Origin of the sequence: Dyadobacter sp. (genome assembly GCF_017744695.1) — a bacterium.
Lineage (GTDB): Bacteria > Bacteroidota > Bacteroidia > Cytophagales > Spirosomataceae > Dyadobacter.
The window spans coordinates 241,041-252,950 of record NZ_JAGIAS010000012.1; the positions used below are offsets into that span (position 1 = coordinate 241,041).

13 protein-coding genes and 1 pseudogene are annotated in these 11,910 nt (G+C 46.5%); 5 read left to right on the plus strand and 9 right to left on the minus strand.

Annotated elements, in window-relative coordinates:
• Window positions 1-86 precede the first annotated feature (86 nt).
• A complete protein-coding gene (locus J7619_RS31405; protein WP_291208635.1) occupies window positions 87-1,208 on the plus strand; it encodes a winged helix-turn-helix domain-containing protein in 1,122 nt (373 codons plus the stop codon).
• Between the two features lie 48 nt (window positions 1,209-1,256).
• On the opposite strand, the gene J7619_RS31410 is transcribed toward J7619_RS31405, so the two are convergent.
• Together J7619_RS31410 and J7619_RS31415 are read right to left on the minus strand one after the other, a co-directional pair.
• Complete coding sequence (locus tag J7619_RS31410) at window positions 1,257-1,958, minus strand: hypothetical protein (protein ID WP_291208638.1); 702 nt, start codon at window positions 1,956-1,958, stop codon at window positions 1,257-1,259.
• Between the two features lie 224 nt (window positions 1,959-2,182).
• Window positions 2,183-2,536: a helix-turn-helix domain-containing protein gene (locus J7619_RS31415; RefSeq protein WP_291208640.1), complete on the minus strand. Its 354-nt coding sequence runs from the start codon at window positions 2,534-2,536 to the stop codon at window positions 2,183-2,185.
• 96 nt (window positions 2,537-2,632) lie between these two features.
• Here J7619_RS31415 and J7619_RS31420 point away from each other — a divergent pair, with 96 nt between their 5' ends.
• A complete protein-coding gene (locus tag J7619_RS31420) occupies window positions 2,633-3,163 on the plus strand; it encodes an NAD(P)H-dependent oxidoreductase (RefSeq protein WP_291208643.1) in 531 nt (176 codons plus the stop codon).
• Window positions 3,164-3,204: 41 nt separating this feature from the next.
• On the opposite strand, the gene J7619_RS31425 is transcribed toward J7619_RS31420, so the two are convergent.
• Window positions 3,205-3,945, minus strand: a complete 741-nt coding sequence (locus tag J7619_RS31425; protein ID WP_291208645.1) for a uracil-DNA glycosylase family protein — start codon at window positions 3,943-3,945, stop codon at window positions 3,205-3,207.
• A 177-nt stretch (window positions 3,946-4,122) separates the two neighbouring features.
• Here J7619_RS31425 and J7619_RS31430 point away from each other — a divergent pair, with 177 nt between their 5' ends.
• Window positions 4,123-5,862, plus strand: a complete 1,740-nt coding sequence (locus tag J7619_RS31430) for a serine hydrolase (RefSeq protein ID WP_291208647.1) — start codon at window positions 4,123-4,125, stop codon at window positions 5,860-5,862.
• Between the two features lie 130 nt (window positions 5,863-5,992).
• Here the strand turns inward: J7619_RS31430 and J7619_RS31435 are convergent, their stop codons facing one another.
• The 5 genes from J7619_RS31435 to J7619_RS31455 form a co-directional block, all read right to left on the minus strand.
• Window positions 5,993-7,204, minus strand: a complete 1,212-nt coding sequence (locus tag J7619_RS31435; RefSeq protein ID WP_291208650.1) for a T9SS type A sorting domain-containing protein — start codon at window positions 7,202-7,204, stop codon at window positions 5,993-5,995.
• Window positions 7,205-7,225: 21 nt separating this feature from the next.
• A complete protein-coding gene (locus J7619_RS31440) occupies window positions 7,226-8,422 on the minus strand; it encodes a hypothetical protein (RefSeq protein ID WP_291208652.1) in 1,197 nt (398 codons plus the stop codon).
• A gap of 192 nt (window positions 8,423-8,614) precedes the next feature.
• Window positions 8,615-9,238: a hypothetical protein gene (locus J7619_RS31445; RefSeq protein WP_291208654.1), complete on the minus strand. Its 624-nt coding sequence runs from the start codon at window positions 9,236-9,238 to the stop codon at window positions 8,615-8,617.
• Window positions 9,239-9,323: 85 nt separating this feature from the next.
• Window positions 9,324-9,905 (minus strand): Crp/Fnr family transcriptional regulator, encoded by a 582-nt coding sequence (locus tag J7619_RS31450; protein WP_291208656.1) that lies wholly within the window; start codon window positions 9,903-9,905, stop codon window positions 9,324-9,326.
• A 180-nt stretch (window positions 9,906-10,085) separates the two neighbouring features.
• On the minus strand, window positions 10,086-10,430 hold the full coding sequence (locus J7619_RS31455) for a helix-turn-helix domain-containing protein (protein ID WP_291208658.1): 345 nt from the start codon (window positions 10,428-10,430) through the stop codon (window positions 10,086-10,088).
• A 196-nt stretch (window positions 10,431-10,626) separates the two neighbouring features.
• Here J7619_RS31455 and J7619_RS31460 point away from each other — a divergent pair, with 196 nt between their 5' ends.
• Window positions 10,627-11,019 carry a DoxX family protein gene (locus J7619_RS31460; protein WP_291208661.1) on the plus strand — a complete coding sequence of 131 codons (393 nt, stop codon included), beginning with the start codon at window positions 10,627-10,629 and terminating at the stop codon, window positions 11,017-11,019.
• A 23-nt stretch (window positions 11,020-11,042) separates the two neighbouring features.
• Complete coding sequence (locus tag J7619_RS31465; RefSeq protein ID WP_291208664.1) at window positions 11,043-11,522, plus strand: SDR family oxidoreductase; 480 nt, start codon at window positions 11,043-11,045, stop codon at window positions 11,520-11,522.
• Window positions 11,523-11,561: 39 nt separating this feature from the next.
• On the opposite strand, the pseudogene J7619_RS31470 reads toward J7619_RS31465, so the two are convergent.
• Window positions 11,562-11,846: pseudogene (locus J7619_RS31470) on the minus strand (transposase); the annotation flags it as partial.
• Between the last annotated feature and the right edge of the window lie 64 nt (window positions 11,847-11,910).

The window sequence follows — 11,910 nt, forward strand, 5'->3', positions numbered from 1 at the left end:
AAATAAAATTGTTTTTAAATTCACATATCCAAATGTAGATGCCCACGCCACTGCTCCTTGTAAATCAATTGTAAAAAGAAATGTAAATGCGTGTAAATTCTGCCTTTACTGGCTTTTTCACTAACCGGTTGGTAGTTAGGTCCGGCATTATCATGACCATGCTTGCTGTCTTTTCTATTGTCTCGTCTTTCGCAGAACATTCCGGCCGCGACTTACGGGCGAAGCAAGTGAACCTCGCGATCCGTCAGATTGGTCATCGGCTGCTCCTGCAAGCAGGCGACTCAACCTCACGCGTATTACCCGTTACCGAGCTTAAAGAAGGCACGTTTCTGCTCAGGTTCGAAAATGAACTCGTTTTTAATCACGACTCGCTCATGGCGTTGTCGCAGAACCTACTTCCTAAAAAACAATTCAGTTCGGGTTACACGGTCACCGTACATGATTGCATGAAAAGCAGCATCGTTTATGGTTTCCAGGTAAATAATACCTCGCCGGACATCCTGGCTTGCAGTGGCAGAAGTCAGCCCCCGGGTTGTTACACAATGGAATTTACCTTTCCGGATTTTTATGAGCATGTGAAACAACAGAAAGCTGGCATCGACCAACTGACTGAATCCGTCAAAGCAGATTCTCAGATAGTCAATCCAAAACTTGAACAAATAGCAACCTCCGACCATGAACGGACTGACAAACTCAAATCCGCTGGAACGGATCCTAAGGACGCTAATCCAAAACTTGAAGAATTAAAAACCTTTGACCATCCATTAAGCAATGTGATTTATACCGGTATTCTGGTGTTGTTGGGTGTTACGCTATTGATTGGGCGTTTTGGGAAAAATATAAAACCTGTACCCGGGCAGAATCAAAACCACGCAATTACAAAGGAGCCCGTTCCGGAATTGGCTGCGCTAGGAAAATTTTTATTTAATGTGAAGGATCAGCGCCTGCTTTTGGAAACCGAGGTGGTTAGTCTCACAGACAAAGAATGCAAGGTGTTGGAATTGCTCCACAAAAATTTCGGGGAACTAATCCTCCGCGAAACACTGATGCAGGAAGTCTGGATTAACGAAGGGGTTATCACCGGTCGGAGCCTCGACATGTTTGTGTCGAAACTTCGAAAGAAATTAAGTCGTGATCCTGAGCTGAGAATAACGAATGTTCACGGGAAGGGATATAAGCTGGAAATCCCTGAAAGACAGATTGTTTAAAATACAAGCCAGCGCAAAGCGATCATACCTCCTTTGCAAGTTTTTGACCTATCTCCTCTCCAAAATATAGATATACTCTTCTACGGCAACCGTATCCATTTCCGGTATCATATTAATGTAGGTCTTATCAAATTCATTGAGCAAGATTTTTGCGGAGTTGCCGGACCGGTAAATCTGGCCCATGTACTTTTGTGTTCTTACCCATTTAAAATTAAAAACCGGCAGCATTACCTTCGAATAATTACCGTATGCCACCAGCCGTGCTTTCACCCTGTATTTTTGATCGTACCACTGGGTCCCAAGCGGGCTCCTATATTTGAACATGGGATAGATCCACCTCGCATAATCCTCCGATAATTCCATATCCCATCTGGGTTCAAAAAACAATGTATCCCCGCTTCTTTTGACCTTTAGCGCAGGATATATTTGCTCAATCGAAGCAGAGTCGACAGAGAGAAATGTCATCTTCTCGTCTCCTACGACAGTGCTGTCTTTCACATCGAAATAAGGCAATTCGCGCACAAACTCCCGGATCACTTTGGGATCGGTAATCTCCGTTTTACCGGCAAACAGGCGAATCCCATCCTTCTTCTTCACTTGCTTCATATACAGTTCAACCGGAAATTGGGGCAGTACTTCCTTCTCCTTGTCTCTTTTGCACGACTGGCCGCCCAAAGAAAGTACAATAGCAAACGCAACGTACGCTATCTGACGTACGTGATTTGAAACACGGGCAGGAATTGAAATCATGATTGAGGACGGGGTTTAAAAATGGATTACGTTTTCAGCCCTCTAAATCTATAAAATGTAAATTAATTCGCCGCTTTTTCAGGTAATATCTGCGTACCCAGAGAGAGACGACGAGAGTTCCAGTTTCTCACGCGCGAAAATCCAAATCAACCCATAAAAGCAACATTCACATTTCATTAACCTTCTTTTACAGCTCATTCACAAACGACCGTGCGTGCAGAGGTTTATAGATTCTTGTGCTTGTCTCCCCAGATTTCAAGGTGCTTAACAATCGGTTTGAGCTCATAGCCAATTGGCGTAAGCTCGTATTCCACCCGGGGCGGAATTTCTGCGTAGACAGTACGTATAACGATTTTGTTTTCCTCCAATTTTCGCAACTGTAATGTAAGCATGCGTTCCGTAATGCCCGGCATTAGCTTCTTCAACTGCCCAAACCTCAGTTTCCCATTCATGAGCCAGGAAACGATGGCCAGTGACCATTGCCCGCCGATAATATTGGCCGCGTAAACTTCTGAGCATTCATCGCTTAACGCTTGTTTGTTAGCGAAATTGGTCGAGCTCACTTTCACTTTCGACATTACTTACATTTTTTATAGTACCCTACATTTGGTAGCTAATTTACAAAAACCGAGGTAACCCATCTAATTTTGGCAGAAACAAACATGCTCAATAGAATGAAGACCTTGGTAATTGTGATCCATCCGGATATTAAACATTCGGTCATCAATAGTAAATGGCTGGCTGCATTAAACAGGTACCCCAACAAGTATACGGTGCATCAATTGCATGAGGCGTATCCTGATGAAAAACTGGACGTTGCCGCCGAACAAAAACTGATCGAAGCGCATGACAAGATCGTATTTCAGTTCCCCTTTTACTGGTTCAACTGTCCGTCGTTTTTTAAAAAATGGCTGGATGAAGTGATGACTTACGGCTGGGCGTACGGCAGTCGGAGCGGATACAAAATGGCGGGGAAGAAAATCGCATTGGCGATGTCGTTGGGCGTTGATGAGCACGAATACAGCCCCTCGGCGCGGTACAAGTACACGGTCGAAGAGCTAACGCGGCCTTTCGAGCTCAGTTTCGAATACGTCAAAGCTGATTACCGTCCGTTTTTTGCCTATTACGGGATCGAGCTCAATTCTACGGATGCGTGGATTGAAAGGAGTATTCCGCAGTATCTTGATTTTTTGGATGCGTTGTAATTCGACAGATATATTCGTTTGATTTACATTGTGATTTATTTTTATGCACGATCTATTGCGCCCAAAACCCTTATATATTTTTCAATATACAGGCTTTTTGCAGCGCTTTTATACTGCATGATAAACCTTGGGTGCTCCAAAGGTATAATCTCACCAAAAAATCCGTGTTCCTGATTTAGCTGCTGTAAAAAACTGGCATTCTTCCCTGTCCCAAGGCAGAAGCAGGTATCGGTAGCTATTCCAAGGTCGACCAGTTGCCCCATACTTTGAACGATAAATGGATAAACGGCTTTCGTGAGCGCCGCGCTGTCATAATAATTATAGTTGATCTGCTTTCCTTCCGGGTTTGTTTTTGTAATCGCCAGAGGGAATGGTGAGTTTATGTAAAATCTACTGTAAAAATCACTTACCCCGCCAAAAGCATTAATCATTTCATAGATAAATACCGAGGAAATTTCGTGCGTCGGCTTCCCGTTGTATGGAATCTTGCACTCGCCAACCAACCGTTTGGTGTCCGTGAAGGGAACGCCTGTGACTCCGGCTCCTAACCGACTGGGATTGATACCCAGAATGATGCGGCGCTGGTTGTTATCGTCGAGATACCTGTTGGCAAACGCCTTGAGATTATCCATCGCTGTTGTTGACTCTGCAAATGGATTGATAACTCCGATTCCCTCGGGTAAGGCAGAGCCGGAATAACTCAACTGTTCATGAAAGCGAATAACCCTTTGTCCAAAGCTCATAAATTTTTGAATTTGCTTTTGCAGGGCAAATGTAGTCATTGCAGGTTGCCGGGCGCATCTATTTTTGTGTAGTATAGCCAACACTCTCTGGGGCTAAAATCCATAACAGTCTGCAAAACCAGCATTTACATTTCATTAACCTTCTTTTACAGCTCATTAACAAACGACGGGATAGAAACGCCTAGCTTTGCTGAAAACATTCTTACCAAACCATCCATGAAAAAACAACGCCTCTTTCTGATTCTTTCCTTTCTATTAGCTGTATTTCACGTCCGGGCGGATGATCTGGACGATTTTATCCGAAGTCAAATGCAGAAGCGGCGTATTCCCGGTTTGTCCCTGGCTATCATTCAGGGCGGAAAAATCGTGAAGGCCCAGGCATATGGATTTATCGATAAGGATGGAAAGGTGCCTGTCACGACGAATACTTTGTTTCAGGCCGGCTCGGTCAGCAAATCGGTTGCGGCTATGGGCGCACTGTACCTTGTTGAACAGAATAAACTTTCTCTGGATGAGAATGTTAACGTAAAATTAAAAAATTGGAAAGTTCCCGATAACGCGTTTACCATTGACAAAAAGGTCACGCTGCGCGGGATACTCAGCCATACTACCGGCCTGACCGTGCACGGGTTCCCGGGATACGCTGCGGGCGCAAAGATCCCCACGGTCGTTCAGATTCTGGATGGGACGGCCCCAACCAATACGCCACCGGTTCGTGTAGACTTTGTTCCTGGCTCCCGTTGGCGGTATTCTGGCGGCGGTTATACGGTCATGCAACAACTGATGGAGGATGTGACGGGCGCTGCTTTTCCCGAATTCATGAAAAACAATGTGCTCTCGCCATTGGGCATGAAAAGTAGTACCTATCAACAACCATTACCTCCGGAACTGGCAAAATTGACGGCAACCGGTCACTATAACAATCGAAGTTTGGTGGAAGGTCGCTGGCATATTTATCCTGAAATGGCAGCAGCGGGATTGTGGACCACGCCGTCCGACCTGGCCCGGTTCGCGATTAGTGTTCAGCATGCTTATGCCGGGAAATCAGGAAGCGTATTGTCCCAATCGATGACCCGCCAAATGTTGACAGATCAGAAAAACAGGGATGGATTGGGTGTCTTTTTGCAGGGCGACAGTACTACGCTCCGCTTCGGTCACAATGGGCGCGACGAGGGTTTTGATGCATTGTTGACCGCCAGTGTGGACAAAGGGCAAGGCGTTGTGATCATGATCAATGCGAATGATAACTCGCATATGATGGGAAGGATTGTTGATTTTATCGCTGACTATTACCACTGGGACGGATTTCCCGTAAAAACCAAACCGGCCGCCGTGAATGTGGATTCCAAAGCTTTGAAGGCTTTCGAAGGCCGATATGAATTGTTCAACAATCGAATGGTCACTTTTGAAGCTGAAAATCAGCGACTCTTCACCCTGGAAGATGGTTTTGTCGATGAAGAATTTGTGCCCGTCGCCAATAATAAGTTTACATCAACCGACCGCAATGTTTCTGTGATCTTTAATACCGACGCTAATGGAAATGCGACTGGTTTCACGCTTCAAGACAATGATCAAAAGTATGAGCGGAAAGTACCGCGTATCGGGCCGCTTGCCGATGCCCATAACACCAATGCAGATCCGGATCCATCGCGCACGCCCAAAATCCTGACGGCTTTGCAGGCCATGGTAAAAGGCGGTAAAATATTGGAAGAAACAACAGGCCTCACTCCGGGGGCCAAACGCGATTTCGCAGGAGGAATGCGAGAGCCGGAAACTTTGAAATCACTAACTTTTATTCATTCAGAAAACGTCGCAGGCCGGGGAATTCAACGCCACGACAGCGAAGTAAGCGAAATAATTACTTACCAATTGAAGTCCAATCAACCGGATACCTATATACTTGTCCATCTGACCTCCGGCGGCCTGGTGACGGATTGCGATCTCGTTGAAAAATAATAGCGATTCGGAGCAAGCTCTTGCCGGCAACGAAGTACCGGTAAGAGCTTGCCCGATGCCGTTTTCCCAATGTTTCCGCAGATATCAAAGTATCGTCGCGAACTGTGCGACATATGCGTCGGGCAATGGACTACCGGCCAACAACAATCCGGTGCACCTCTTCCTGGCCGTTCTGCCAGGTAATTTTCAAGAGGTATGTACCTGCTGCAATATTCCGGACATCAATTCCGGCTGTCGGAAACGAAGCGCCTTTGAAAACAGTAGTACCTGACTGGGAAGTCAATATGACATGCCTGATCACATCAGCTTCGGGCTTCATTAGCAACAAGCGGTCCTGCGTTGGATTGGGGTATACAGAGGCGTATGCTTCTTTGTTACCCAACCTGATGCTCTGAATACGGCTGTACGTGAAGGACTGGTCACGGTCGATCATTTTCAACCGGTAATATCCCTGGCCTGAAAGCGGAGCCGGATCCGTAAACTGGTAGGAAACCAACACCTTGCTGTCCCCTTCGGCTCCTTGCGAGCCTATTGCCTGCCAATTTTTGGCGTCGCGCGCCCGCTGAATTTCAAATTTTTCGGCATTTACTTCTTCGGTCGTAACCCAGTTTACCCGCACCGTTCGGGCTTCCTGGGCAAGGGAAAACGAAAGTAATGTCACCGGCATGGACGGCGCAGCGCAAACTTCGATCGGAGTCTGGCTTGCGGATGCACAAGTACCTCCGATCTCGGTGATGAGCGTTCCCGCCTGAAGGTTCGGGGCCAGGCTCCCTCCTATTGCCAGGTAATTAACGGCGTATATCCGATATTTTCCCGGCGCCGACGGCAAGGTGATCGGGCTTTCGGTATGCGAAGAAACAATGTGCCCGGTACTGTCGGTGAGGGCGTATTGGGTAAGATATCCGGCGGAGGTATTGTGCCCCGTCACCTGAAACGCGACTGAACTTCCGGCAGGCACGCAACCGCCGCTCACACAAAATTGTGCCGGTTGCTCGCTTGCTGCCGTACAATCACCTCCTATGGCGGCGATATTGGTGCCGGGCGTCATGGTTGGTCCAGTTCCGGATGTTTTGTAATTGACAGCGTAGAGATAGTAGGTCCCATTCACGTCGGGGGCGGCAAATCCGTCGGTAACAGCTTTAAGTATCCTGCCGTCAGAATTGGTGAGCAGATAAACCGTGGTGTACCCGGTCGCCGTATTGTTGCCTGCGATTGTGAAATGGATCGGAGAACCGGCGTTAACACATTGTGCGCTGAGTATTCGGGGAAACGCTCCCAGCATGATCAGCAATGCCGTCCATTTCCAGCGTGCTGAAAAGTGGGAAAAGTATGTTTGCATCATAGCTTTCTTGATGGGCTAACGTTAGGGTATAATCGTAATGGTTCCTGCATCGGATTCGCAGCATTCAAATGCTCCGATGCTCTGCGCATTGGAAGCGGCGGAATTGCATGTACCATCGCTGGCCTTAACCGTGTAAGGACCTGTCGCCGGGGCGAGGCCCGCGAAAACACCCGTCGTATTGGACGTGCCACCAGGAGAAAGCGTATAAGTCAGGCCTGAAACCGGCGACTCGACAGTGATACTGCCGGTCGGCACTGCACAACTTGGATCCGTGACAGCTATTACAGGAGCAGATGGCCCTGTCACGGTAACGGCCACCTCGTCGGTACAACCATTTGAAGTCCAGATGAAATAATAAACTCCCGGAGTGGAAAATCCTGAAATTGTGGTGGTACCGCTGGAAGGATCGGTGATGGTCGTTGAAGTAGGATTGCCTGGTTTTTCACTCCATACGCCGCTTCCGGCTCCCGCCATCTCAGTGGTAGCGCCTACGCAAATGGTCGTGTCCGGACCTCCGCTGACAGTATAAGTAAGGCGAAAATTGTCGATGTAGGTGTAAGCACCCGCATTTCCCGGGACAACGGGCGCATTGAGTATTTCAATGCGGTCATAAGTCTCGGTAGTGGTGATGTTGAAGCTTCTGGTAACCCAGGTTTGGTTGGTTGCGGAAATGACATTGTCCACGACAACGGAACCTATCAACTGTGCTGGAATGTGTGAAAAGTCCGCATCGGTGGATTTTACACCATAGAACAACAACGTGGAATTGGTGTTTACGTATGGGCTGTTGATCACGTTACCCGCATCCAGATAGAATGTATAGTTTCCGGGCGGTAGCGGTTGAGTCAGCGTATTTTGCCAGTTTTCGGTATTATGCCCTCCCAGCCAGTTAGTACCGTCGCTCCCGCCGGTCAGGGCCGTGGAAGCAGCCCATGATGACACCGGCTTATTGGAAATACATTCGCCTGGCCTGTAGACCAATAGCTGACCGTACGTCCCTGCCAGGCCGCCGATTGTTTTCCAGTTGGTGGCGTAGTTAATTGTTCCACCGTTACTGAAATTTGGGCAATTGGTATAGGTTTCCATACTGCCGTTTGCAATAAAATTGATACACTGGGCCCTGGCCGCAGTGGTGGTCGCAGCAAATAGAATCAAGGCCGCAATAAGGTGTTTTGTCCCCCACTTCGGGAAGTTGACAGAAACGGAGATTTGTTGCATAGTGTCGCTGATTTAGTAAAAATGACGAACAAGTACCGTGGGGACTGACACGGCTTGAATCAGGACAAAAGTACTTTACGCGACCAGGTTGCTAACTACAAAAAATTTAATTGTCCATTAAAGAAGTTTTTGCCGTATTAAATAAATTTAGTGGCTTACTAAAGAATTTCGACACCGTTTCACCTAATGGCTTTAAAAATTAAACCCAAAATGCAAACCCGGCTGTCCGAAGAAGAATCTCGACCATTTGTCGTCGACCTGTTTAAACAAATCGGGCATTGTTGATTGATAGGGACGATGCGTCACTGCTATGGAAGGTTGAAAAAAAAGCCGATCCTTGAAAAATTTAATGTGATAACCAATGGAATAAGTATTAAAGATCTGAAAGCCATTGTCAATCTTCTTATGGTTTTCATTTACAAAAGTTTGAAAAGCAGGCATCACATCAACTTGCGCGAAAAGACCATTCCATAAAAACCTTTGGTAATTAAGTGAAACTCCGCGCTCACGGATATAACCCGGAAACCCCTCCCCTTCTGCTTCAAATGATTTTCCATATGGAATGCCAATGGGCCAGGCATATTTCCAGGTTTTAAATTCAAGTGAAACAGCATCCCTTCCCGTGATGCGATAACCCAGGTTCAGATAAATCATTTGAGGCGGGTTGTTATCAGGCACCAGGTTAGCTATCATAAACAAGGTACTGCCTATAAAGAACTTGCTATAAGTACTGTCTTGTTTGGCATATTGAGCTCTGCCTTGCAGCGTGGCTGCCATCATTAAAATCAAGGCCAACCGTAAAATTTTCTTTTGCATATCCTCCGTTTTTAGTGTTGAATGATACTGCAAAAGTAGATGGGCCGGTAGCTCAAAAACGTTCACTTAAGTTAAGAAATGATGCTTAACCTTTATTTTTCTCCAAAATCCTGGCCCTCAGCCTGCTTAATGATTGTGGTTTTATACCAAGATAGCTTGCCAACTGGTGTTGCGGAACCCGTTTAACCAAATCTGGTCTTTTTTGTAACAGGTTCAAATAGCGTTGTTCGGGTGAAGAAGTTTTAAACTCATCAAAATTAATTTGCTGTTTAGCCAACAATTCTTCTGCCAATATTCTGCAAAGGGTTTCGAACTTCGGAAACTTACTGAATATTTCAGTTTCCATATCAGGATCTGAGACCAGGAGAATTGAGTCTTCCACGCAAGAAATGTAATATTCGGAAGAGGCCTTAGTGGTAACACAATGCGGTGTCAAGGCCTCCATTTCCGTGTAGAAAGCGGTGGTCTTTTCTTCTCCGTCTATGACGTAATATGTTCGGATACAACCTTTAAGGACAAAGTAGCCGTCATTGGACTTTTCTCCTGCATTGAGTAAAGTCGTTCCCTTTTTTTCTGAGCGAAATATGGCCAAAGAAACGACCGCGTTCTTTTCATCTTCTGTCAGCGAAATGTATTTTGATATAAAGTCAAATAATAAATCGTGCATTGTTTTGTGCTGTTAGTATCGTCTATTCATCCTTGCCATCAACGCATGAATATACGAACCTTTCGGTTAGCACAACAACATACCAGCCAACAAACATACTCAGCATTTCAGAAGCAATTAACGCACAACCAATTCATTATCAACTATTTATTAAAACAAGATTTGCTGCGCCAGATGATTTTAGGACGCGGTTCCCATAATATGCTCGCGGTGCTGCACGCCCCAGTTCTTCAAAGCCTCGATCACACTCCCCAATGTTTCCGCATAAGGCAGCGTAGTGTAGGTGATTGTAACAGGGTAACCGTCTTCAACCGTCCGTTTGATCAATCCATTTTCTTCCAGGTCTTTTAGCTCCTTCGCCAGCACCTTCGTGCTCAGGTCGGGAATACTGCGCTGTATCTCCCGAAACCGGCGATTCCCAACCCCGATGGAAACCAGGATCAACAGTTTCCATTTCCCATTTACTACTTCCAATGTATCCCTGATCGGGATCAGCGCGGATAAACAATCTGTGTAATTAGGCATAGCTTTCTGATTTGATTACCAAAAGGTAACTGATTACCTACGGGTAACTGGTAACTTTTGGTAATCAAATGTACGTAGTTTTGTAAAGAAAACAAACGGTCGACAAACCCTCCAATCAGCCCCCGAACGGAGACTGTCATTAATGTTCATTGAGCGTAAATCAGACCCATTAAAAATCTCCAAACAACCATCCATTATGAATACCAAAAAAGTAAAGTTCATCTATTGGGCGTCCACGCTATTTCTTGGCCTGGTTGGCTTAGCTGGCATCGCCAACATCCTTATGGTTGAAGAGTTGGTACAGGTCAACAGATCGCTTGGACTACCCGATTATTTCATGCCCTTTTTCGGCTTCGTTAAAGTGGTTGGCGCCATTACGATTCTGGCCCCCGCGCTTCGACGCTTTCAGCAAGCAGCCTATTTCGGCTTTATCTTTTACTTCATCGGAGCGACCTACACGCTGATGGCCACCCATGGCGGCCCTGAAAAATGGGGCGCCACCCTATTGATTCTTGCAGCCGCGGGTGTTTCTTATTGGACCTGGCAGCAACTGTTTCAGTCTAAATTCAACAGCCAAATTTCGCAGTAATTACTTCCAACAAACTTCTTACAATGATGGCAAAAACAATCGCAATTATCGGTGCTGGCCCTGGTGTAGGGTTAGCTATCGCTGAAAAATTTGGTCTGCAAGGCTTCAACGTGGCCCTTTTATCCCGAAATACGGACAACCTCGCCCCGCTTCAAAGCAAACTGCAAGCCAAAGGCATTACCGCAGGCATTTTCAAAGTCGATATTCTTGACAGAGACAGCATTAACCGCGCGCTTCATCAGGTCATCGATGAATATGGTGCCATCGATGTACTGGAATTTAGCCCTTCACCTGCCTGGGAAACCCTTCGGGCGCCCCGCAATATCGACGTTGAAAATGAGCAATATCATTTGGACTTTCAGGTGCTCTCCGCCATCACGGCCGTACAAACGGTGCTTCCGCAAATGGTCGGGCGCAAATCGGGGAGTATTCTGTTCACCACCGCGTCGGCCGCCCAGCATCCCAACTTTGTCACGGCCAGCTTCCCTCACACCTCTGGATGATGATCTAAACGCCTTGATTTTCGCGTTGAATGACTCCGCCGAAGCATTCGTACTTCTGTTGTTGAAGAAGTTAAGTATATCCAGATAGTGGGTCTGGATAGATCGAGCGACAGTTTTGAAGGAATCCAAGCCGCAATCTTCAACTGCATTGTACCACAGCGCGAGCCTTTTAAATGCTTGCTCTTTGGATTTACAAACCCGAAAAACAGTCCCTAAACCTGTTGCGAGCTTGTAAGCCTGTTCTATAAGCGAATAACGCTCGAAAAGTAGCCGGGAACGTTGAACCTGCGAGGCGGTCCACTTATCATGGTGCTTGAAAAGCAAGTACCTGCTCCTGACCAGCAGCTGTTTAAGTGTATCCCCATTGGCGAGAATCTCAGGCTGGTAA